Below are 20856 nucleotides of genomic sequence, written 5' to 3' on the forward strand. Positions count from 1 at the left end.
CCCGGCCGGCGAGGCCAACGGGGAAAGGGGCGAAGCCCCATATACAGATTGAACGGACACACACGTCCGGGGCGCCGGGCCGCACACACCGAGACCCGGCGACCACACCGGTACGTCGCCAGCCTCCCCGGGAGGGGCGATAGCATCCGCACATGGCTGGAGAACCCCAGGCGGACTGCCTGTTCTGCAAGATCGTGGCCGGTGAGGTCCCGGCGACCGTGGTCAGGGAAACGGAGACGACGGTCGCGTTCCGCGACATCAACCCGCAGGCGCCCACCCACGTACTGGTGATCCCGAAGGCGCACCACGCGGACGCCGCCTCACTGGCAGCCGCGTCCCCCGAGGTGCTGGCCGACGTGATGTGCGAGGCGCGCGAGGTCGCCGTACAGGAGAAGCTCGCGGTAAGCCAGAACGACCCGACGACACACGGCGACAAGGGCACACACGGCGACCCGACGACACACGGCGGCCAGGGCGCACACGGCGACCAGGGCGCACACAGCGGCCAGGGCGCACACAGCGGCCAGGGCGCACACAGCGCCAAGGGCACACACGGCGGCGGCCCCGGCACGGGCTACCGCGTGGTGTTCAACACAGGCTCGGGCGCAGGCCAGACCGTCTTCCACGCGCACGCCCACGTCCTCGGCGGCCGTGGACTCGAATGGCCCCCCGGGTAACGGACGTTGTCAGCACGCGAGTTGGTGGTGCTGGGTACCGCGAGCCAGGTACCGACCCGGCACCGCAACCACAACGGCTACGTCCTGCTGTGGGACGGCGAGGGCATCCTCTTCGACCCCGGCGAGGGTACGCAGCGCCAGATGCTGCGTACCTCCGTCGCGGCGCACGACCTGACGCGGATCTGCCTGACGCACTTCCACGGCGACCACTGCCTGGGCCTGCCGGGCGTGATCCAGCATCTGAACCTGGACCGGGTGCCGCACCCGGTGACCGCCTACTACCCGGCGAGCGGGCAGCGTTACTTCGACCGGCTGCGCCATGCCACCCCGTACCACCGGACGGCGACGCTCAACGAGCACCCGGTCGAAGGCCCCGGCGTCCTGGCCGAGGCCGGCCAGGGGCGAGGGCTGCCGTTCACGCTGGAGGCACGCGAACTGTCGCACCGTATCGACACGTTCGGGTACCGCCTGGTCGAGCCGGACGCGCGCCGCATGCTGCCGGAGCGGCTGGCGGCGCACGGGATCTCGGGGCCTGACGTGGGCCGTATCCAGCGGGCAGGCGAACTGCGGGGCGTACGCCTTGAGGAGGTCAGCGAGCCGCGCAGGGGGCAGCGGTTCGCCTTCGTCATGGACACCCGGCTGTGCGACGGGGTCTACGCGCTGGCCGAGGGCTGCGACATGCTGGTGATCGAGTCGACGTTCCTGCACGAGGACGCGGAGCTGGCCGACTACTCGGGACACCTGACCGCGTTCCAGGCGGGCCGGGTGGCAGCCGAGTCCGGGGTGCGGCACCTGGTGCTCACCCACTTCTCGCAGCGTTACACCGACGCCTCCGTCTTCGGTACCGAGGCACGGGCCGCCGGTTTCGAGGGCGAGCTGACGGTGGCCGAGGACCTGACCCGCGTCCCCGTACCCAAGCGCGCGGACTGAGGGCCCGCACGGGCGCACGGCCTGGCACGAGCGGACGGCCGCACGGCGGCCCACGCAACGGCGCAGGTCAGAGGACCAGAGGGGGGCCGGAGGAGGGCCGGTAGGCCGAAACAGGGCACGCGCGCGGGGGGCGTACGATTCCCTGATGTCCCACTCCAGCCCCGCGCGGCCCCTCCCCAAGGCCGAACTCCACCTGCACATCGAAGGCACCCTCGAACCGGCTCTGGCCTTCGCCCTCGCCGAGCGCAACGGCATCACGCTTCCCTACGCCGACGAGGACGCACTGCGCCGTGCGTACGACTTCGAGGACCTCCAGTCCTTCCTGGACCTCTACTACGCGCTGATGGCGGTCCTGCGTACCGAGGACGACTTCGCCGAGCTGGCCGACGCCTACCTCGCGCGCGCCGCCGCGCAGGGCGTACGGCATGCGGAGATCTTCTTCGATCCGCAGGCGCACACCGCGCGCGGTGTCCCGGTCGGCACGGTGATCGAGGGGCTGGCGCGGGCGCTGGACGAGGCCGAGGAACGGCACGGCATCTCCACCCGGCTGATCCTGTGCTTCCTGCGTGACGAGTCGGCCGAGTCGGCGCTCGCCACGCTGGAGGCGGCACGCCCGTATCTGCACCGTGTCACCGCCGTCGGCCTGGACTCGGCAGAGGTGGGGCACCCGCCGTCGAAGTTCCGCGAGGTGTACGAGAAGGCGCACGAGCTGGGCCTGCGCAAGGTCGCACACGCGGGCGAGGAGGGGCCGCCCTCGTATGTGTGGGAGGCCCTGGACGTGCTCGGCGTCGAGCGGGTCGACCACGGGCTGCGCTGCGTGGAGGACCCGGAACTCGTGGACAGACTCGTACGCGACCGGATGCCGCTGACCCTCTGCCCGCTCTCCAACGTCCGCCTGCGCGCCGTGGACACGCTGGAGAAGCACCCGCTGCCCGACATGCTGCGCCGCGGCCTGATGGCCACCGTCAACTCCGACGACCCGGCCTACTTCGGCGGCTACGCGGACGACAACTTCACTGCCGTACGGGACGCGCTCCGGCTCGGCGAGGAGGAGTTGCGGACGCTGGCACGCAACTCCTTCCTCGCGGCCTTCCTCGACGACGAGGAGGAGCGCAGGGCGCGCTACCTCGCCGAGGTGGACGCGCACACCTTCGTGTGAGCCGGCGGGCCCTCGTGCGAGGGGCCGGGCGTCCCGGCGGTCACTGCGCGGCGGGGCTCCCCATGACCTCAAGGAAGCGCTCCAGGCCGATGTTGCCGCCGGAGATGATGACGCCCACGCGGTCGGGCAGATTCTCGACGCGGCCCGTGAGCAGCGCTGCCAGACCGGTGGCGCCGCTCGGCTCGACCAGCATCTTCAGCCGCTCGAAGGCGAACCGCATCGCCGCGCGCAGCTCGTCGTCGCTCACCAGCACCACGCTGTCCATGAGCCGCCGGTTGACGGCGAAGGTCAGCTCACCCGGTGTCACGGCGCCCTGCCCGTCCGCGAGGCTGTGGGGCACCGGGATGGTGACCCGGTGTCCTGCGGCCAGCGAGCGTGCCGTGTCGTCGCCCGCCTCCGGCTCGACGCCGATCATCCGGATGCCGGGCCGCAGCGCGGTTGCCGCGGTGGCGCAACCCGCCATCAGCCCGCCGCCGCCCACGGGTACGACCATCGCGCCGAGGTCGCCCACCTCCTCCAGCAGCTCCAGCGCCGCCGTGCCCTGGCCCGCCATGGTGGGCAGGTAGTCGTAGGGCGGGATGAGCGCGAGACCGCGCTCCCGTGCGATCTTCTCGCCGATCTCGACGCGGTCCTCGGTGTAGCGGTCGTAGGCGACGACCTCGGCTCCGTACCCTTCCGTCGCCGCCCGCTTGGCGGCCGGAGCGTCCTCGGGCATCACGATCACCGCGCGGCTGCCCAGTTCGCGCGCCGCGAGCGCGACGGCCTGCGCGTGGTTGCCCGACGAGTACGCGACGACGCCCCTGTCGAGCTGCTCGCGGGAGAGCTGGACCAGTGAGTTGTAGGCACCGCGGAACTTGAAGGCGCCCATCCGCTGGAGGTTCTCGCACTTGAGGAAGACCTCGGCGCCCACAGCCTCGTCCAGCGTCCGCGAGCGCACCACGGGGGTGTGGTGCGCGACGCCCTTGATGCGCGCGGCTGCGGCGCGTACGTCGTCGAGTGTGAGCCTGGCTTCCGTCGGTTCGGATGAACGGGTGCTGCTGGCGCGGTCGTTGCTCATCCGGCGAACGTACCCCACGGCTACCGGGCTCGCGCCGGGGCACCGAGCGCACCGGCCGGCCCGCCCCGTGATCGTGATCCGGCGGAAACGGGACCGTTCCTCACCCGCACGACGCGGACGAGGCGCCTGTGGTGCCGCGTCCTGCGCGTGCAGTACCGCGTCCCGCGCGCGCCTTACCAGTAGGAGTCAGAAGCCGAGGCGGCGTAGCTGCTTGGGGTCGCGCTGCCAGTCCTTGGCGACCTTCACATGCAGGTCGAGAAAGACCGGGGTGCCGAGCAGCGCCTCGATGTGCTTGCGCGACGTCGTGCCGACGTCCTTGAGCCGCTTGCCCTTGGGGCCGATGACGATGCCCTTCTGGCTGGGGCGTTCGATGAAAAGGTTGGCGTGCACGTCCAGGAGCGGGCGGTCGGCCGGGCGGTCCTCGCGCGGGACCATCTCCTCCACCACGACGGCGATCGAGTGCGGCAGCTCGTCCCGTACGCCCTCCAGCGCGGCCTCACGGATCAGTTCGGCGACCATGACCTGCTCGGGCTCGTCGGTGAGGTCGCCGTCCGGGTACAGCGGCGGGCCCTCGGGCAGATGCGGCACGAGCAGATCGGCCAGCAGCCCCACCTGGGAGCCCTCCGTCGCGGAGACGGGGATGATCTCCGCCCACTCGATACCCAGCTCCTTGCCGAGCTGGTCGACGGCGATGAGCTGCGCCGCGAGGGTGTCGCTCTCCACGAGGTCGGACTTGGTGATGACGGCGAACTTGGGCGTCTTCTTCTTCAGCCCGGCCAGTTCGCCCGCGATGAAGCGGTCTCCCGGGCCGAGCTTCTGGTCGGCCGGGATGCAGAAGCCGATGACGTCGACCTCGGACCATGTGGTGCGCACGACGTCGTTGAGCCGCTCGCCCAGGAGCGTACGGGGCTTGTGCAGCCCGGGGGTGTCCACGAGGACGAGCTGCGCCTCGGGCCTGTGCACGATGCCGCGCACCGTGTGCCGGGTGGTCTGGGGCCGGTTGGAGGTGATCGCGACCTTCGTGCCGACCAGCGCGTTGGTGAGCGTCGACTTGCCCGCGTTGGGGCGGCCGACGAAGCAGGCGAAGCCGGAACGGTGCGGGGTCCCGGGCTGTGCGTCTGCGATGGCGCCGGCGGCCTCGGAGGATGCGTTCATGACCACCATTCTCCCCGATGCGGGGAGGGCGCCGGTCCGGCGCCCTCCCGGAGCCTCCCGGGACCAGGGAGTGTGCGGCCAGTGGCACTGCGTGCGCGCCATGCGGGCTACCTACGCTCGCTGTGGCCTTCGGTGTTCCCTGCGCATGCGCTCTCCGCGGCGCTCTACGTGTGTGTCGTCGAGCGGTGCGTGCCGTCGGGGCCCGCGAGCAGTACGGAGGTCGCGGGGCCGCCCAGGTCGCGCACAGCGGCCAGGTCCTCGGCCGTCACCTCGTCCGCCTCGGAGACCACGGCAGCCGCCTCCAGCGAGGCCGCACCCGAGGCGACGGCCATCGCCACGGCCGTACGCAGCGCGGAGAGCTGGAGCGAGGGCAGCGCGACCGACCCGGCGACGTAGGTACGCCCCGTCTCGTCGCGTACCGCCGCGCCCTCCGGCACCGCGTTACGGGCCCGCGCGCTGCGCGCCAGGGTGAGGATCTTGCGGTCTTCCGGGTCCAGCGCCTGCTCGGCGGTGCTCTGGTCACTCATGGGCGCGAGCATATGTGGTCGGCGTACACGGCGTTCAGCCCACCGGTCCGTCGGCGTACCCGTCCCCGTCACGGTCGGCCGCCGCAGCGCCCGTACGCGATGACAGGCGCCGCTCCCGGTCGTCCCGCCCGTCCTCACCCGTTCCCTCGTCCGTCCTCAATCGTCCCGCGCCGCCGGGGCCTTGGGGGTGGGGGTCGCGCCATCTGTGGCCTGCTGGAGGCGGTCAGCCGACTTCTTCAGCAGGTCACCGGCGAGCTTGGGGTCCTTGCCGTCGACGTTGAGCGTGACCACTCCGGTCGTGCTCTGCCCCACCCGGGCCAGCGCCAGGTCCAGGGTGAGGGTGGAGCCGTCGGCCGGCCCGCCCTTGGCCTTGCCGCTCGCTCGTACGCCCGCGCTCTCGTCGCCGGCCGAGGGCAGCTTGAGCTTCGAGGTGGAGAAGTCAACGGTGACCTTGTTGTTGTGCGTGGTGAACTTGGTGCAGCTGTCGCTCATCTTCTTGAACATGCTGAATGCCTGCTTCGTCCCGGAGCCGTCGTACGAGGCGATCCGGTTCGAGGCGTAGGGCCCCTTGCTGCTCTTCTGGTAGGAGCGGGAGGCGTCCGTCTTCGCCTCCTGGCCGTCGATGTCGCCGCCGAACGCGTCGAGGAGCTGCTTGCAGTTCCTGTCGTGGGTGCTCAGGTCGTCCGGGGAGTCCCCGGCGGCCGTGGTGTCGTCCAGGTCGGCCTGCGACCAGCCCGAGGGCAGGTTCCCCTCCGCGAGCAGCGCCATGGTGGCCTGCTTCTCGGCCAGCGCCCGCCCGTTGCCCTGCGCGGGGGTCTTGGAGGCCGGCTTCGAGGCGGACTTCGACGGCGAGGGCGAGTCGTCGTCGGAGCCGCCGTATCCGCCCCCTTTCCCGTCGTCGCCGCACCCGGCGGCGAACAGCGCGAAGGCGGCCAGCAGGGCGGCGGAGGTACGGCGGACATGGAGCATGGTGGCTGCCTTTCCGGAACGGGGGTACGGAGGAACACGGCACGCGTACCCCGTATCCCTCCCAAGCCACCAGCCTCTGTACGAGTCCGCGACCCCACGGGCCCCGAACGGATGACGGGCGCCCCGCACCGGTGCGCCGCGCCGCTCACGGGCGGTCGAGCAACAGCCGTTCCGCGCGGGGGAGTCCGGCCACCACCAGGTCGTAGGAGTCCTCGATCATCTCGCGCACCGTCCGCTCGTCCAGGCTGCCGTCGAGCGTGACGGTGTTCCAGTGCCGCTTGTTGAGGTGCCAGCCAGGCGCGACCGCCGCATGCGCCTCCCGCAGCCGCAGCGCGATCTCCGGTTCGCACTTCAGGCTCACCGTCAGCGGCCGGGAGTCCAGCGAGCTGAACGCGAAGATCTTGGCGTTCACCTTGAACGTCGACAGCTCGGGATTCCCCGGGAAGGGGAAGTCCTCCCAGGCCCCGTTGAGTTCGATACAGCGCGCTCTGAGCTCCTCCGGCGTCATACGCCCAGCGTAGAGCGGCCGTCCCGGGCACCTGCCGGGCGGGCGCGGTGCGACGATGAGCCGTATGGGATCACAGGACGGCTACCTGCTCGACAACCGCCGGCGTGAGGCGGGCCAGCGCTTCGATACGTTCGCCGAACTGTTCGACCCGTGGACGTTCGCGCACCTCGACCGGGTGGGGCTCGGCGAGGGCCGGCGCTGCTGGGAGGTCGGTGCGGGTGGACCTTCCGTGCCGGCCGGGCTCGCGCGGAGCGTCGGGCCGACGGGGCGGGTCTGGGCGACGGACATCGACACCTCGTGGCTGACCGGCCCTGGTGCAGGCGCCGTCACCGATACCGCCACCGACGCGGGCCCGATCGAGGTGCTGCGGCACGACGTGACGCGGGACGAGCCGCCCGCGACCGGCCTCGATCTGGTCCACGCCCGGCTCGTGCTGGTGCACCTGCCGGACCGGGCCGCGGTGCTCGCGCGGCTCGCCTCGGCGCTGCGGCCCGGCGGCTGGCTGATCGTGGAGGACGCGGACCCCGGGCTGCAACCCCTCGCGTGCCCGGCCGACACCGGCGCTGCGGGGGAGCGTGCCGAACGGATCCGCAGGGGATTCCGCGCACTGCTCGCGCAGCGCGGCGCTGACCTGGAGTTCGGCCGTTCGCTGCCAGGACTGCTGCGCGGCGCGGGGCTCCAGGACGTACAGGCCGAGGGCTACTTCCCGTTCACCTCGCCCGCCGGCCGGGAGCTGGAGGCGGCGACGGTGCGGCAGGTACGCGGACAACTGGTCGACGCCGGGCCGGTGACGGACGCGGAGATCGACGCACACCTGGCATGCCTGGCGGAAGGCACCCTGGACGTCACCACGGCACCCCTGATCACCTGCTGGGGCCGCCGCGGGGCTGCGCCCTGAAGGGGCGCGAGGAACTGCGCGACAAGCCATGGGGGTGCCTCCCTGCTCGAAGAGCTTGGGGGAATACGGGCGGCCCGCGACGCACAGCAAGAGGCACCCCCTCCCGGCAGGTTCCGCCGGACAGGCCCTAGCTCTCGCGGGTCGCCGTGCTGCTCTCGCCGTCCGTGACCACCGGTTCGCGTACGGGCTCGACCAGTACGGTGACGATCTTGTTGCGGCGGCCGGCCGGGGACTCGGCGGTGAGCCGGAGCCCTGTGAGGGTCGGGTCGGAACGGTCCTCGGTGACGTCGACGACGGTCGCCGCACCCGCGATGGGCACCCGCCCGAGGGACTTGGCGAGCAGCCCGCCGACCGTCTCCACGTCCTCGTCGTCCAGCCCCGTCAGCCCGTACAGCTCGCCCAGGTCACCGATGTCCAGCCGCGCGGTGACGCGGTGGCTCCCGTCGCCGAGGTCCTCGACGGGCGGCAGCTCCCGGTCGTACTCGTCGGTGATCTCCCCGACGATCTCCTCCAGGATGTCCTCGATCGTGACGATCCCGGCGGTGCCGCCGTACTCGTCGATCACGACGGCGACATGGATACGGTCCTGCTGCATCTCCCGCAGCAGGTCACCCGCGTTCTTGGTGTCCGGAACGAAGGTCGCGGGCCGCATCGCCGTGGAGACCAGCTCGGACTCCGTCTCACGGTTGATGTGCACCTTGCGCGAGAGGTCCTTGAGATACACCATCCCCACGACGTCGTCCTCGTTCTCGCCGACCACGGGGATACGGGAGAAGCCCGAGCGCAGGGCCAGGGTCAGCGCCTGCCGGATCGTCTTGAAGCGCTCGATGGTGATCAGGTCCGTACGCGGGACCATCACCTCGCGCACCAGCCTGTCGCCGAGCTGGAAGACGGAGTGCACCATCTTCCGCTCGTCCGCCTCGATCAGCGATTCACGCTCCGCGAGGTCCACCATCGCGCGCAGCTCGGCCTCGCTCGCGAACGGGCCCTTGCGGAAGCCCTTGCCCGGGGTGAGCGCGTTGCCCAGCAGGATGAGGAGCTGCGGTACGGGCCCCAGGATGCGGGCCAGCGGAACGAGGACGTAGGCGGCGGCCGTCGCCGTGTTCAGCGGGTGCTGGCGGCCGATGGTGCGCGGCGAGACGCCGATGGCGACGTAACTGACGAAGACCATCACCCCTATGGCGATGACCAGCGCCTCCCAGTTGGGCTTGACCATCCGCAGGCACGCGTACGTCACCAGCGCGCCGGCCGCGACCTCGCAGGCCACACGCAGCAGCAGCGCCAGGTTCAGATAGCGCGTGGGATCGGCGGCCACGGCAGCCAGCTTGGCGCTGCCGCGCCGCCCCTGGCGTACCGCCTCCTCCGCGCGGTAGCTCGTCGTACGGGCGAGCCCCGCCTCGGCGCAGGCGGCCAGCCAGGCGACGACGACCAGGAGTACGGCGGCGGCGACCAGCTGGGTGTTCACGAGGTCGTCGTCGGGGCCGGAGAGGGCCCGGTCAGCCCGCGCTCCGCGCGCCAGCCGTCGACGATCGCGGACTGGAGCCCGAACATCTCGGCCTTCTCCCCAGGCTCCTCATGGTCGTAGCCCAGCAGGTGCAGCAGCCCATGGACGGTGAGCAGTTGCAGCTCCTCGTCCATGGAGTGCTGCGTCGGTGCATCGGCGCCCTGCTTCTCGGCGACCTCGGGGCACAGCACGATGTCCCCGAGGAGCCCCTGCGGGGGCTCCTCCTCGTCCCGGGAGGGCGGGCGCAGCTCGTCCATCGGGAAGGACATCACGTCGGTCGGCCCCGGAAGGTCCATCCACTGGACGTGCAGCCGCTCGATCGTCTCGCTGTCGACGACGATCACCGACAGCTCGGAGAGCGGATGGATACGCATCCTCGTCAGCCCGTATCTGGCGATGTCGAGGATGGCCTGCTCGTCGACCTCGCGGCCGGATTCATTGTTGACGTCGATCGACATGGTGCGGGTGGGTTACTTCCTCTTGCCGTTTCCCCGGCCATGGTTCTGGCCGGGGCTCTGCCCGGGGCCGGACGACTGGCCTGCTGCTTCGCCGGCCTTGCTGTTGTCATAGCGCTCGTACGCGTCGACGATACGGCCCACGAGCTTGTGCCGGACCACATCTGTGCTGGTGAGATGCGAGAAGTGCACATCGTCCACGCCGCCCAGGATGTCCTGGACCTGGCGCAGCCCGCTCTTGGTGCCGCCGGGGAGGTCGATCTGGGTGACATCGCCCGTGATCACGATCTTCGATTCGAAGCCGAGCCTGGTCAGGAACATCTTCATCTGCTCGGGGCTCGTGTTCTGCGCCTCGTCCAGGATGATGAACGCGTCGTTCAGGGTGTTGTGCGTGAGTAGATAGTCAGAGGTCACATAGAGCGAGTCCTCTGCGGCCACCTGGATGCACACGCACTCCTCGCGTCCTGCGGGCTCGATGGAATCGATGAACCGCATCGGACGTCCGCCGCCCCCGGCCGCGTGGTACGCGTCGCGCTTACGAGCGAGCCGGAACGGTTCGATGTCCTCGGGGAGGCGGATGTCGATGATGTGGGCGTCACGGCGGTACGACACGTCGCGCCCCCGGGCTCTGCCAGGCTTGCGGCCTTCGGCAGCGCGACGGCGTGCGGAGGCTGTTCCGCCAAGCGACCGGACCAGCGAGACGACGTCGTCCCGGAGCAGGATGGACGTGGTCGTGTACTGGATGCGGCATGTGCGCTCTGCCTGAGTGACAGGGCCGCCGTCCGAGTCCAGCAGCCCTTGGAGCAGGGCCAGTCGCACCTCGGCTGAGTTGTGGAGGTACTCGTCCGGCACGAACTTCGTGTGGGACCGGGAACCGAGCAGGTCCAGCGAACGGAGCGCTCCAGTGACGGGGTTCTCGGTCCGCATCGAATCGCCGGCACGCCGTACCCGGTTCAGGACGTAGTTCACCCCGCCCTTATGACGCACTGTGAACCCGGCCAGCGTTTCTCCCAGAGTCGTGACCAGCTCCGGGTCGGCCGTGGCGAACGACGGAGTGGTGGAGCCCGTCAGACAGCCGTCACCGAGCAGCAGTCCCAGAGCGTACGGGTCCATCGGGACCTCCCGCTCGGGGAAGCAGACCGGTGCGGTGAGCATGGGCAGCTCGTACCGGCGCGCGTGTGCGGCGCGCAGGTTGCCGATCATCTCCCGTGTTTCCAGGACCCGCCACGGCTTGTCGCGTCGCTTGTCCGAGGCCGTGCGAACCGTCCACAGGTGCTCGCCGCAGGCCAGGGTCCATGAGCCGTCCTGGGCCGTGACGCGGTAGATGTCCTTTTCGCCTTGCGGATAGACCCCGAGGACCGGCGTCGGCTCGCCGTTGGAGCCGATGACCAGGTCTCCGACGTCGAGATCTCCGATCGGTCGGAAGCCTTCCGGGGTGAGCACCTTGGTGAACGTGGGCTGGGCACGCCCGCGCATATATGCCAGCGGCGCGACCTCGATGGTGCCCGCCGCCATCAGGCGTGGGATCGAGTCGGGGTCGAGCATGTCGTGCAGCGCGTCGTAGAGCGGGCGCAGGTACGGGTCGATCTTCTCGTAGAGCGTTCCCGGCAGGAACCCGAGCCGCTCGCCCGCCTCGACGGCCGGCCGGGTCAGGATGATCCGCGTGACCTGCTTGGCCTGCAGCGCCTGCACGGCCTTGGCCATCGCGAGATACGTCTTGCCTGTGCCGGCGGGACCGATGCCGAACACGACCGTGTGCTTGTCGATCGCGTCCACATAGCGCTTCTGGTTGAGCGTCTTGGGGCGGATCGTGCGGCCACGGTTGGACAGGATGTTCTGTGTCAGCACCTCGGCGGGCGTCTCGTCGTCGGCGCCCGTGCCGTTCTCCTGGGCGCGCAGCATCGAGATCGACCGCTCCACGGCGTCCTCCGTCATCGGCTGGCCGGTGCGCAGCACCAGCATCATCTCGTCGAAAAGACGCTGGACGAGAGCGACCTCGTCGGCATCGCCGGTCGCGCTGATCTCGTTGCCCCGGACATGGATGTCCGTCCCCGGGAACGCTTCTTCGATCACGCGCAGCAGGGAGTCGCCAGAGCCCAGCACGGTCACCATGGGATGTTTCGCCGGCACGGTGAAGCGGGCGGTTTCCTGCCCGGATCCGGCCTTGGAATGAGTTGTCTGCGTCATGGGCGGCCTCTGGGGCCAGCTCATCTCCCTCTCTGCACCGCTTACCTCTGGACTCCCCAGGGTACGACGCCCCCCGCCCCCCGCCCCGATCTTTTTCCACCCCGGCCCCCGCCCCTTCCCGCCGGGACGGGCACTCCTTCCCGCCGCGACGCTGGGTAACGACGATGGTGAGGGTCCGGCGGGATCGCCGGGTGCGGGCGGCATGCGTGGGGAGGACGCGCGGGGCGCGTCGGCCCTAGCCCGCCGGGGGCCGGAAGCCGAGGGTGGGGACCGCACGCCGGGGTGGCGTGGACTGGGTGCAGGACGCCAGCAGATCGTCGAGGAACGTATAGCGCTTGCCCGTGCCCGCCGGGGCACCCGCGTGGCGCCACCAGGCGGCGATCTCCGGCCAGCCCGGGGCCGAGAGCGAGCCGCCGAACTCCTGGACCGAGAGCGCGGCGGTGAGGCCGGCGAAGGCGAGGCGGTCGGCCAGGGGCCACCCGGCAAGACTGCCGGTGACGAAGCCGGCTACGAAGACGTCGCCGGCGCCCGTCGTGTCCAGCGCGTCCACGGCGATCGCGGGCACGGCCGCCGTCTCGCCCGTGCCGCTGTCGACCGCGTACGCGCCCTCGGAGCCCATGGTCACCACGGCGAGCGGCACATACGCGGACAGTGCGTGCGCCGCGGCGCGCGGGCAGTCCGTACGGGTGTAGCGCATCGCCTCGACCGCGTTCGGCAGGAACGCCTCGCAGTCCGGCAGTTCGGCGAGGGACGCCAGGTCCCAGCGTTCGGTCTCGTCCCAGCCGACATCGGCGAAGATGCGGCTGCCGCGCCGCGCGGCCGTGGCGACCCACTCCTGGGGGCGGCCGGGAACGAGCGAGGAGACGCAGGCGTCGGCGGGCGGAGGGCACTCGGGCGCGTCCGGGTCGTAGGCGGTGGCCGCGCTCTTGGGCGGGGCCTCGTGGCCGTGCGAGATCATCGTGCGCTCGCCCTCGTACGCCATCGAGACGGTCACGGGCGAGTGCCAGCCGGGGACGGTGTGCGAGTGGGACAGGTCGATGCCCTCGCCGTGTTCCAGCGACTCGCGGCAGTAGTCGCCGTACATGTCGTCGCCGAAGGCGGCGGCGAGCGAGGTGCGCAGGCCGAGGCGGGCCAGCGCCGTGGCCATGTTGGCGATCCCGCCGGGGCTCGACCCCATGCCCCGCGCCCAGGACTCGGTGCCGCGTACGGGCGCCGAGTCCAGCCCGGTGAAGATGATGTCGAGGAAGACCGTCCCGGTCAGGTACACGTCGCAGCCGTTGGCCCCGGGCGTACGAACCTGGGCCAGCGGATCGAAGTTGCGTCCAGCGCGGACGTCCCGCGCGGCCGGCGACTGGCCGGGTGCGGGTACATGTCCTGGGCCTGCGCTCCTCCGCGTGCTCACCGAACTCACCGTGCCTTCTCCGTCGGGTGTGTGCCGCAGCAGCGGTGCTGCCGACCATAGTCGGTGCCCATATCGGGCCGTGCGGCCGTGTGAGGTACGTTCCGCCACATGAGGCTGACGATTCTCGGCGGGGGCGGTTTCCGCGTCCCCCTGGTCCACCGTGCGCTGCTCGCCGAGGCCCGGCTCGGCACCCCGGGGCGCTGTACGGAACTCGTGCTGCACGACACCGACCGTGAACGGCTGGCGGTCATCGCGCGGGTGCTGGCCGAACAGGCGCGTGACGTGCGGGGAGCGCCCACCGTCCGTATCGCTGACGACCTGGACGACGCGCTGCGCGGCACGGACTTCGTCTTCTCCGCGATCCGCGTCGGCGGTACGGAGGGGCGCGTGAAGGACGAGCGGATCCCGCTGTCCGAAGGTGTTCTCGGGCAGGAGACGGTCGGCGCCGGGGGAGTGCTGTACGCGCTGCGTACGGTGCCCGTCGCGGTGCGGATCGCCGAACGGGTACGGGAGCTGGCGCCGGACGCCTGGGTCATCAACTTCACCAACCCCGCCGGCATGGTCACCGAGGCGATGTCCCGGGTGCTGGGAGAGCGGGTCATCGGCATCTGCGACTCACCCGTGGGGCTGGTGCGCAGGGCGGCGCGCGCCGTGGGCGCCGACCCGGACGCCGTCGAGTACGACTACACGGGCCTCAACCACCTCGGCTGGCTGCGGTCGTTCAGGGAGCCCGGCGGGCCCGACCTGCTGCCGGGTCTGCTGGCCGACACGGAAGCGCTCACCTCGTTCGAGGAGGGCAAGCTGTTCGGCGCCGAGTGGCTGCGCGCGCTGGGCGAGCTGCCCAACGAGTACCTGCACTACTACTACTTCCGGCGCGAGACCCTCGCCGCCGTCCGTACGGCGCCCGAGACGCGGGGCGAGTTCCTCGACCAGCAGCAGGGCGGATTCTTCGACCGGGCGGCCCGCGCCACACAGGACGCCGCCTCGGCGTACGACCTGTGGGAGCGCACCAGGGCGGAACGCGAGGAGACCTACATGGCCGAGAGCCGCGAGGCCACGGGCGGCTGGCAGCGCGAGAGCTGCGACCTGGACGGCGGCGGCTACGACCAGGTCGCGCTCGCCCTCATGCGCGCCATCTCGCGCGGCGAGCGCACCCGGCTGGTCCTCAACGTCCCCAACGCCGGTACGCTGCCGTCCCTTTCACCCGGCGCGATCATCGAAACGGTCTGCGAGGTGGACGCCGCCGGTGCACACCCGCTGCCGGTCGCGCCGCTGGGCGAGGCCGAGTTGGGGCTGATGCTCCAGCTCAAGGCGGTCGAACTGGCCGCCGTTGAAGCCGCGACGACCGGCTCACACCGCGCGGCGCTGCGCGCCCTCGCCCTGCACCCGCTGGTCGACTCACCGGCCGTGGCCGAACGGATTCTGGAGCGGGCGGGGTACTGAGGCCCTGCCGCCCCGGGGTCCGGGGTCAGGCGACGCGTGCGGCTCACTCCCCGTCGAACTCGCCGTCCCTGGCGCCCAGGACGAACGCCTCCCACTCACCGGCGGTGTAGCGCAGCACCGTCCCGTCGGGATCGGCGGGATTGCGCAACGCCACTGCCCCTCCGGGGAGTTCCGCGATCTCGATCCGGTCGCCGGGGTCGCTCCCGGGGGCGCTCTTCCACGTGGCCTCGCTCAAATCGAGCGCGTACAGGTCGGCCTTCTCGTGCGCCTCGGACATCAGCTCTCGAAGGAGCCGTTCGCCACGGCCGCAACGAAAGCGTCCCAGGCGCCGCACGAGACGCGTGCTGCCGGAATGTGGGTGTTCTTGGAATCGCGGACGGCGGTCACATCTGCGCCGGGAACGCGGGCGACCTCGACGCAGTTGCTGTTGTTCGCCGTGTAGGAACTCTTCCGCCAGTCGGCACCATGGAGGTCCACGGTGTAGGGGGCGGTCAACTTGCTCATTCAGACCCGCCCCTTCTTGACGGCGTCGATGAACGTAGACCAGGAGCCGAACGAGAAGATCAGAGGGCGCAGGGACACGTCCTTGGAGTCGCGTACAGGGATGAAGGCCCTGTTGTCAGCGACCTCCACGCATGCACCGTTCCCCTGGCTGTAGCTGGACTTGCGCCATGTGACACGAGTGAGACCTCTGTCCGTGCAATTGCTGGTCTTCATGGGTCATTCACCATGTTCCGGATCAGCGTCAGCGTCTCGGGGGCGCTGGCAGCGGCAGCTCTGAGGTTGTCGAACACCACCTCATAGCGTTGCACATCATCCGGATACTGGTCGCTGTTGGCCTCTACATAGACCATGTCCGGGTCCTGCTGGTCAGGGAACCGCAGAATGACGAAGGGGCCTTCAAGTGTCCCGGGGCGGGCTTCGGACGAGAAACGAATCACCTGGAGAAGAACATGTGGCAATTCTGCGACCCCGTAAGGAACTGGGCGCGCGAGCCGGTAAGGGAGCTGGGTGGCGCGTTCCCGTAAGGGAGTCAACGGCCCGGCGTCAGCCGAGTTGGCCCGTGGGGCGCATGGTGATGTGGTTGATGTCTACGCCCGGGGGCTGGTTGACGGCGAAGGCGATGGTGTCCGCGATCTGGTCGGGGGTCATTGCCGGTGCCGCCTCGGGGGTGCCGCCGCGTTCGGTCCAGAAGGGGGTGTCCACCACTCCGGGGGCGACGACGGTGACGCCGATCCCGTCCTTGCCGACCAGTAGCCGGGTGTTTTCGGCGAGCGCGTGCGCGGCCCACTTGGTGACCGAGTACAGGTTGCCGGGTGTGTTGCGGACCCCGGCGACCGAACCGATGATCACGATCCGGCCCTTGGACTCCCTGAGGTGGGGCAGGGTCTCGCGTACCAGTAGGGCGGGGCCCAGGACGTTGGTGAGGACCATGGCGCGCATGTCCTCGGGGGCGTGGCTCTCCAGGTTGCCCGGCAGTGAGAAGCCGGCGTTGGCGATGACGTTGTCGAGCCGGCCCCAGGTGTCCACCACGCCGCGCGTGGCGGCGGCGACGTCGTGTTCGTCGCTGGTGTCGCCGGTGAGCGTCAGCAGCCGTTCGTCCGCTCCGGCCGAAGCGGCGAAGGCGGACAGCTTGTCGGCGTCGCGTCCGGTGACGGCCACGCGGTGGCCCTGCTTGAGCAGGGCGCGGGCGGTGGCGGCGCCGATGCCGGTCGAGCCACCGGTGATCAGCGTGACGGGTTCCATGGACGGTCTCCTCGGTTGCGTGGTCATCCGGGTTCACCAGGGCGGCGGACGCCGGTGAACACGAGGTGGCGCGTTCATCGCCCCTCTCCGGCCGCCGCCGGTTACCCGGAGCGCCTGAACTGTACCCGGGGCTCCGCCACGGGCGCCGTTCAGCGGCCTGGCTCTCCCATAGGGCTCACCAGCGGGGCACCGTCGGGGTGACCCATTGCGGGTCAGCGACGCGCATGGCCGCCGCGTCGTCGCGGTCCCGTAGCCAGGGGTCGGCCGAGCGCCACCGTTCGTGGAGTGCGGCCAGGCGCGTGGGGTCCAGGGTGATGCCGAGGCCCGGCGCGTCGGAGACGCGGACGTGTCCCTCATGGAAGGGGATGCGGGAGGTGAGCACGTCCTCGGTCTGCCAGGGGTAATGGGTGTCGCAGGCGTAGTCGAGGTGGGGGACGGTCGCGGCCACGTGGGTCATGGCGGCGAGGCTGATGCCCAGGTGGGTGTTGGAGTGCATGGACAGTCCGACGCCGAACACGTGGCAGAGCGCGGCGAGTTCGCGGGTGGCGCGCAGGCCGCCCCAGTAGTGGTGGTCGCTGAGCACCACTTGCACGGCGCCGCGCGCGAACGCTTCGGGTATCTCGTCCACGGTGGTCACGCACATGTTCGTGGCCAGTGGTATCCCCGCTTCCTTCGCGACCTCGGCCATGGCGGGCGTTCCGCTGGTGGGGTCCTCCAGGTACTGGAGCACGTCGCGCAGCTCCTCCGCGACGCGCAGTGAGGTCTCCGCCGACCAGGCGCCGTTGGGGTCGAGGCGCACCGGTCGGCCGGGGAAGGCGGCGGCGAGGGCGCGTACGGCGGCGATCTCCTCGTCGGGCGGGAAGACGCCGCCCTTGAGCTTGAAGGAGCCGAAGCCGTACTCGTCGGCGAAGCGGCGGGCCTGCGTGACGATGCCGGCGGGGCCGGTGGCCTCGCCCCAGTCGTCGGGCTCGCCGGTACCGCCGGGGTGGGACGCCCAGCGGTAGAAGAGGTAGGCGCTGTATTCGACGCGGTCGCGCACGCGCCCGCCGAGCAGCGCGTGCACGGGCAGCCCCACGGCTTTGCCGAACGCGTCGAGGCAGGCGACCTCGAAGCCGGACAGGACGGAGAGCCGCAGCTTGTCGGCGCTCTGGGTGCCGCGCAGCCCGCCCACGTCGACACCGGTCTCCACATGGGCCTCGTCGATGGCGACGGAACGGGCCCGCTCGGCCAGGCTGTTCAGGTCGCTGACCCGGCTGCCCGGCAGCGCCTCGGCCAGTACGCGCGCGACGGCCAGGTACTTGCCGTCGCCGTAGGTCTCGCCGACGCCCGTGTGGCCGCCCGCCGTCTCGATCTCGACGATGAGCCGTGGTGTGTAGGGCTGGTGCACGCCCTGGGTGTTCAGCAGCGGCGGATCGGCGATGAGTACGGGGGTGAGGCGTACGTCGGTGACGGTCAGATCCTTCGCGGACGTGCTCATGCTGCGGCTCCCGCCTGCCGGTCCCGCGCTTGTCCATGTATACGCACGGAGGTTAGGTAGCTGAACAGTGAGGGGTCAAGAGGGCGTACAGGGCCGGGCGTTGGTGCGCGGGGTGTGGAGCGGGTACCGACGGACTTTGCCGACTGTTGAATCTCCGCGCGTAGATACGGCGTTGGCCGCGCTGTTACGTTCCCCGGGTTCCGTGCAGGCTCCATGTTGTTCATGTGCCGGGCGCGCTTCGTGCGCCCTTGTGCCGGTCGCTTCGTGCGTTCCGGGCGCCCTCGTGTCCGCATGGCGCCATGTCCCTGCCCACCAGCGCCGTCGAGCGAGGAGCCAGCCCCATGACCCGTCGCCTCAGAAGAACACTGCCCGTCGTCACCCTTGCCGCAGCCGCCGTCGCGGGCACCGCGCTGTTCGGTGTCGGCCAGGCGACCGCCGAACACTCGGTGCCCAGGAACGACAAGGAGATCCCCAACCTCGACCAGGTGAAGACCAAGATCGAGGCGTACTACGGGGACATCGAGACGGAGGACGGTCAGCACTACGCGTCCCCGAAGAGCAACTACGCCAAGCAGGTGCGCGGTATCGCGGCCGACGCGCGCAAGGATCTGGCACGCGACCTGAAGAAGCACCACGGGGGTCACGGGGGTCACGGGGGTCACGAGAAGGGGAAGACGGGGGGCGGCAAGAAGCCCGCCATCGTTCTGGACGTGGACGACACGACGCTGCTGACCTACAACTTCGAGCTGGACATCGGCTACAACTTCAGCCCCAAAGCACAGGACGACTACCTGCGTACCAAGGACATGGATGCCGTCTTCGGTATGCGCGAGCTGGTCAACTGGGCGCGCGACAAGGGCGTGACGGTCTTCTTCCTGACCGGGCGCAAGGAGTACCAGCGCGACTGGAGCGTCCGTAACCTCAAGAACGTCGGCTACAAGAACCCGGTCGACAAGAAGCACTTCTACTTGAAGGACGAGAAGAACCCGCCCGCCTACTTGGACTGCGGTACCGACTGCACGACCGTCGAGTACAAGGCGGGCACCCGTGCGCACATAGAGTCGCGCGGTTACGACATCCTCGCCAACTTCGGCGACCAGCACAGCGATCTGAAGGGCGGTCACGCCGCCAGGAAGGTCAAGCTGCCCAACCCGATGTACTACCTCCCCTGACGGCGCTCCGCCGGCTCAGGCTCCTTCCTTCAGCACCTTGGTGATCAGCGCCGACTGCGCCTCGGTGAGACGGGGATCGGCGCAGTGGGCCGTGCGGCCGTCCACGGTGATCTCGTAGTGGAAGCCGTCGGGCACTCCCATGGACCTCGTCGCCCTGCCCTGTGCGAGCGCTTCCTGGGCCAGCGAGGCGATCTCGGCCGCGTCGGGCCGCCCTTCGGTGTGCAGGGTGGCCCGGCGGGTCAGCCCGCCGAAGCCGCCCGTACGGATGACGGTGATGCGCATACGGCCATACTCCTGCTGATCGGCCCGTGCATCCAGGCACCGGACGCTTGCCCGCACTCGCGGTGGCGTCCGGCCCCGTACCGGACGCTTCCCCGTGGCCGGCGCTTCCCGCGTACCGCCACCTGGCACTCCCGGGCATCGGCGGTGACTCCTGGTGCCGGCGGTGTCCAGCTGCCGGGTCCCTAGCCCACCCGGACGCCCACCTCGCCCCAGGACTTGAGCACGGCCTCGTGCTCCGCGCTGCCGTCACCGTAGCGGCCCGTTGCCGCCTCGGACGTGGCACGCGCGAACGCGGCGAAGTCGGCGTCGGTGGTCAGCGAGCCCGAGGTCATCGTGTCGTACCAGATCTGCCCCGCGCGCTCCCACGCGTGCCCGCCCAGTTCCGTGGCCAGCTGGTAGAAGGCGTGGTTGGGGATGCCGGAGTTGATGTGCACCCCGCCGTTGTCGGTTCCGGTGTGCACGTAGTCGTCCATCGTGGCGGGCTGCGGGTCCTTGCCGAGTACGTCGTCGTCGTAGGCGGTGCCGGGCGCCTTCATCGAGCGCAGGGCCTCGCCCTCCACCCGCTCGGTGAACAGCCCGGCCCCGATCAGCCAGTCGGCCTGGTCCGAGGTCTGGCCGAGGCCGTACTGCTTGATGAGCGAGCCGAAGACGTCGGAGAGCGACTCGTTGAGCGCGCCGGACTGGCCGAAGTACTCCAGGTTGGCCGTGTACTGCGTGACGCCGTGGGTGAGTTCGTGGCCGATGACGTCGATGGGCAGCGTGAAGTCGCGGAAGATCTCCCCGTCCCCGTCGCCGAACACCATCTGTTCGCCGTTCCAGAAGGCGTTGGCGTACTCCTCGCCGTAGTGGACGGTCGCGTCCAGGGGCAGTCCCGCGTTGTCGATCGAATAGCGCGAGAAGACGGACAGGTACAGCTCGAAGGTGGCGCCGAGACCCGCGTAGGCGCGGTTGACGGTCGCGTCCTTGGACGGCTTGCTCTGCTCCTCGCGCACCTTCTTCCCGGGCAGTGTCTCCTTCTGCTTGGCGTCGTAGACGGTGCGCCGCGGCTTCTTCTCCTCGGCCGGAGCCTCCAGGGCCTCCGGTGCGGGGCCCATGCGCACGGTGGTGATCCGGCGCCGGGTGCGCTGGGACGCGTCGTGCTCAAGGGTGCGCCGTGCCGGGCGGGAGAGCGCGCTGTCCTCGGCTCGGGAGACGTGGTCGAGGACGTGCGGAGGCACGATCGCGCAGAAGACGGGATGGGGGACGGGGTGGACGGAGGGACGCGGGTGTGAGAGATGTGCGTTCATAGACGGCAATGTGGCACTACGT

At 70.4% G+C, this 20856-nt stretch carries 23 protein-coding genes; 6 read left to right on the forward strand and 17 right to left on the reverse strand.

Annotated features, from left to right (window positions below; all coding sequences use genetic code 11):
• Positions 1-152 precede the first annotated feature (152 nt).
• From NMN56_RS00355 to NMN56_RS00365, 3 genes are all read left to right on the forward strand, one after another.
• Complete coding sequence (locus NMN56_RS00355; protein WP_274039892.1) at positions 153-677, forward strand: HIT domain-containing protein; 525 nt, start codon at positions 153-155, stop codon at positions 675-677.
• Between the two features lie 6 nt (positions 678-683).
• A complete protein-coding gene (locus tag NMN56_RS00360; RefSeq protein WP_274039891.1) occupies positions 684-1607 on the forward strand; it encodes a ribonuclease Z in 924 nt (307 codons plus the stop codon).
• A 145-nt stretch (positions 1608-1752) separates the two neighbouring features.
• Positions 1753-2766 (forward strand): adenosine deaminase, encoded by a 1014-nt coding sequence (locus tag NMN56_RS00365; protein ID WP_274039890.1) that lies wholly within the window; start codon positions 1753-1755, stop codon positions 2764-2766.
• 40 nt (positions 2767-2806) lie between these two features.
• On the opposite strand, the gene NMN56_RS00370 is transcribed toward NMN56_RS00365, so the two are convergent.
• The 5 genes from NMN56_RS00370 to NMN56_RS00390 form a co-directional block, all read right to left on the reverse strand.
• Positions 2807-3823 (reverse strand): pyridoxal-phosphate dependent enzyme, encoded by a 1017-nt coding sequence (locus NMN56_RS00370; protein WP_274039889.1) that lies wholly within the window; start codon positions 3821-3823, stop codon positions 2807-2809.
• A gap of 186 nt (positions 3824-4009) precedes the next feature.
• Positions 4010-4978 carry a GTPase Era gene (era, locus tag NMN56_RS00375; RefSeq protein ID WP_274039888.1) on the reverse strand — a complete coding sequence of 323 codons (969 nt, stop codon included), beginning with the start codon at positions 4976-4978 and terminating at the stop codon, positions 4010-4012.
• Positions 4979-5142: 164 nt separating this feature from the next.
• A complete protein-coding gene (locus NMN56_RS00380) occupies positions 5143-5517 on the reverse strand; it encodes a cytidine deaminase (protein WP_274039887.1) in 375 nt (124 codons plus the stop codon).
• Positions 5518-5661: 144 nt separating this feature from the next.
• Positions 5662-6474, reverse strand: coding sequence for a hypothetical protein (locus NMN56_RS00385; protein ID WP_274039886.1), 813 nt, complete (start codon positions 6472-6474; stop codon positions 5662-5664).
• 145 nt (positions 6475-6619) lie between these two features.
• The gene (locus tag NMN56_RS00390; protein WP_274039885.1) at positions 6620-6982 is read right to left on the reverse strand and encodes an MmcQ/YjbR family DNA-binding protein; all 363 of its coding nucleotides are present in this window, start codon (positions 6980-6982) and stop codon (positions 6620-6622) included.
• Between the two features lie 55 nt (positions 6983-7037).
• On the opposite strand from NMN56_RS00390, the gene NMN56_RS00395 reads away from it, so the two are divergent.
• On the forward strand, positions 7038-7880 hold the full coding sequence (locus NMN56_RS00395; protein WP_430542432.1) for a methyltransferase domain-containing protein: 843 nt from the start codon (positions 7038-7040) through the stop codon (positions 7878-7880).
• A gap of 127 nt (positions 7881-8007) precedes the next feature.
• Here NMN56_RS00395 and NMN56_RS00400 read toward each other — a convergent pair whose 3' ends face one another.
• The 4 genes from NMN56_RS00400 to NMN56_RS00415 form a co-directional block, all read right to left on the reverse strand.
• The gene (locus NMN56_RS00400) at positions 8008-9345 is read right to left on the reverse strand and encodes a hemolysin family protein (protein ID WP_274039883.1); all 1338 of its coding nucleotides are present in this window, start codon (positions 9343-9345) and stop codon (positions 8008-8010) included.
• Positions 9342-9842 (reverse strand): rRNA maturation RNase YbeY, encoded by a 501-nt coding sequence (gene ybeY, locus NMN56_RS00405; RefSeq protein ID WP_274039882.1) that lies wholly within the window; start codon positions 9840-9842, stop codon positions 9342-9344. The genes NMN56_RS00400 and ybeY overlap by 4 nt, the downstream gene beginning before the upstream one ends.
• Positions 9843-9854: 12 nt before the next feature.
• The gene (locus NMN56_RS00410; RefSeq protein ID WP_430542433.1) at positions 9855-12026 is read right to left on the reverse strand and encodes a PhoH family protein; all 2172 of its coding nucleotides are present in this window, start codon (positions 12024-12026) and stop codon (positions 9855-9857) included.
• Between the two features lie 235 nt (positions 12027-12261).
• Complete coding sequence (locus tag NMN56_RS00415) at positions 12262-13437, reverse strand: carbohydrate kinase family protein (protein WP_430542434.1); 1176 nt, start codon at positions 13435-13437, stop codon at positions 12262-12264.
• A 99-nt stretch (positions 13438-13536) separates the two neighbouring features.
• On the opposite strand from NMN56_RS00415, the gene NMN56_RS00420 reads away from it, so the two are divergent.
• On the forward strand, positions 13537-14871 hold the full coding sequence (locus NMN56_RS00420; protein WP_274039881.1) for a family 4 glycosyl hydrolase: 1335 nt from the start codon (positions 13537-13539) through the stop codon (positions 14869-14871).
• A 43-nt stretch (positions 14872-14914) separates the two neighbouring features.
• On the opposite strand, the gene NMN56_RS00425 is transcribed toward NMN56_RS00420, so the two are convergent.
• The 6 genes from NMN56_RS00425 to NMN56_RS00450 form a co-directional block, all read right to left on the reverse strand.
• A complete protein-coding gene (locus NMN56_RS00425; protein ID WP_274039880.1) occupies positions 14915-15148 on the reverse strand; it encodes a DUF397 domain-containing protein in 234 nt (77 codons plus the stop codon).
• A complete protein-coding gene (locus NMN56_RS00430) occupies positions 15148-15375 on the reverse strand; it encodes a DUF397 domain-containing protein (protein WP_274039879.1) in 228 nt (75 codons plus the stop codon). Before NMN56_RS00430 ends, NMN56_RS00425 begins: the two co-directional genes overlap by 1 nt.
• Positions 15376-15588, reverse strand: a complete 213-nt coding sequence (locus NMN56_RS00435) for a DUF397 domain-containing protein (protein ID WP_274039878.1) — start codon at positions 15586-15588, stop codon at positions 15376-15378.
• Positions 15585-15908: a Scr1 family TA system antitoxin-like transcriptional regulator gene (locus NMN56_RS00440; RefSeq protein WP_347178553.1), complete on the reverse strand. Its 324-nt coding sequence runs from the start codon at positions 15906-15908 to the stop codon at positions 15585-15587. The genes NMN56_RS00435 and NMN56_RS00440 overlap by 4 nt, the downstream gene beginning before the upstream one ends.
• 10 nt (positions 15909-15918) lie before the next feature.
• Entirely contained in the window at positions 15919-16617 is a 699-nt protein-coding gene (locus NMN56_RS00445) for an SDR family oxidoreductase (protein ID WP_274039876.1), read from the reverse strand.
• Between the two features lie 175 nt (positions 16618-16792).
• Positions 16793-18094 (reverse strand): glucarate dehydratase family protein, encoded by a 1302-nt coding sequence (locus NMN56_RS00450; protein WP_274039875.1) that lies wholly within the window; start codon positions 18092-18094, stop codon positions 16793-16795.
• A gap of 341 nt (positions 18095-18435) precedes the next feature.
• On the opposite strand from NMN56_RS00450, the gene NMN56_RS00455 reads away from it, so the two are divergent.
• Positions 18436-19266, forward strand: a complete 831-nt coding sequence (locus NMN56_RS00455; RefSeq protein WP_274039874.1) for an HAD family acid phosphatase — start codon at positions 18436-18438, stop codon at positions 19264-19266.
• A 15-nt stretch (positions 19267-19281) separates the two neighbouring features.
• On the opposite strand, the gene NMN56_RS00460 is transcribed toward NMN56_RS00455, so the two are convergent.
• On the reverse strand, positions 19282-19548 hold the full coding sequence (locus NMN56_RS00460) for a protealysin inhibitor emfourin (protein WP_274039873.1): 267 nt from the start codon (positions 19546-19548) through the stop codon (positions 19282-19284).
• A 182-nt stretch (positions 19549-19730) separates the two neighbouring features.
• Positions 19731-20834: a M4 family metallopeptidase gene (locus NMN56_RS00465; RefSeq protein WP_274039872.1), complete on the reverse strand. Its 1104-nt coding sequence runs from the start codon at positions 20832-20834 to the stop codon at positions 19731-19733.
• Positions 20835-20856 lie beyond the last annotated feature (22 nt).

Origin of the sequence: Streptomyces iconiensis (assembly GCF_028657195.3) — a bacterium.
In the GTDB taxonomy this organism is placed as follows: domain Bacteria; phylum Actinomycetota; class Actinomycetes; order Streptomycetales; family Streptomycetaceae; genus Streptomyces; species Streptomyces iconiensis.

Bases quoted from the DNA above. Each gene is read 5' to 3' on its own strand.
- NMN56_RS00425 (WP_274039880.1), bottom strand. From the start codon at position 15,148: ATGTCCGAGGCGCACGAGAAGGCCGACCTGTACGCGCTCGATTTGAGC.
- NMN56_RS00395 (WP_430542432.1), top strand. From the start codon at position 7,038: ATGAGCCGTATGGGATCACAGGACGGCTACCTGCTCGACAACCGCCGG.
- NMN56_RS00420 (WP_274039881.1), top strand. From the start codon at position 13,537: ATGAGGCTGACGATTCTCGGCGGGGGCGGTTTCCGCGTCCCCCTGGTC.
- NMN56_RS00460 (WP_274039873.1), bottom strand. From the start codon at position 19,548: ATGCGCATCACCGTCATCCGTACGGGCGGCTTCGGCGGGCTGACCCGC.
- NMN56_RS00365 (WP_274039890.1), top strand. From the start codon at position 1,753: ATGTCCCACTCCAGCCCCGCGCGGCCCCTCCCCAAGGCCGAACTCCAC.
- NMN56_RS00380 (WP_274039887.1), bottom strand. From the start codon at position 5,517: ATGCTCGCGCCCATGAGTGACCAGAGCACCGCCGAGCAGGCGCTGGAC.
- NMN56_RS00355 (WP_274039892.1), top strand. From the start codon at position 153: ATGGCTGGAGAACCCCAGGCGGACTGCCTGTTCTGCAAGATCGTGGCC.
- NMN56_RS00465 (WP_274039872.1), bottom strand. From the start codon at position 20,834: ATGAACGCACATCTCTCACACCCGCGTCCCTCCGTCCACCCCGTCCCC.
- NMN56_RS00390 (WP_274039885.1), bottom strand. From the start codon at position 6,982: ATGACGCCGGAGGAGCTCAGAGCGCGCTGTATCGAACTCAACGGGGCC.
- era (WP_274039888.1), bottom strand. From the start codon at position 4,978: ATGAACGCATCCTCCGAGGCCGCCGGCGCCATCGCAGACGCACAGCCC.
- NMN56_RS00430 (WP_274039879.1), bottom strand. From the start codon at position 15,375: ATGAGCAAGTTGACCGCCCCCTACACCGTGGACCTCCATGGTGCCGAC.
- NMN56_RS00435 (WP_274039878.1), bottom strand. From the start codon at position 15,588: ATGAAGACCAGCAATTGCACGGACAGAGGTCTCACTCGTGTCACATGG.
- NMN56_RS00385 (WP_274039886.1), bottom strand. From the start codon at position 6,474: ATGCTCCATGTCCGCCGTACCTCCGCCGCCCTGCTGGCCGCCTTCGCG.
- NMN56_RS00455 (WP_274039874.1), top strand. From the start codon at position 18,436: ATGACCCGTCGCCTCAGAAGAACACTGCCCGTCGTCACCCTTGCCGCA.
- NMN56_RS00450 (WP_274039875.1), bottom strand. From the start codon at position 18,094: ATGAGCACGTCCGCGAAGGATCTGACCGTCACCGACGTACGCCTCACC.
- ybeY (WP_274039882.1), bottom strand. From the start codon at position 9,842: ATGTCGATCGACGTCAACAATGAATCCGGCCGCGAGGTCGACGAGCAG.
- NMN56_RS00410 (WP_430542433.1), bottom strand. From the start codon at position 12,026: ATGACGCAGACAACTCATTCCAAGGCCGGATCCGGGCAGGAAACCGCC.
- NMN56_RS00445 (WP_274039876.1), bottom strand. From the start codon at position 16,617: ATGGAACCCGTCACGCTGATCACCGGTGGCTCGACCGGCATCGGCGCC.
- NMN56_RS00370 (WP_274039889.1), bottom strand. From the start codon at position 3,823: ATGAGCAACGACCGCGCCAGCAGCACCCGTTCATCCGAACCGACGGAA.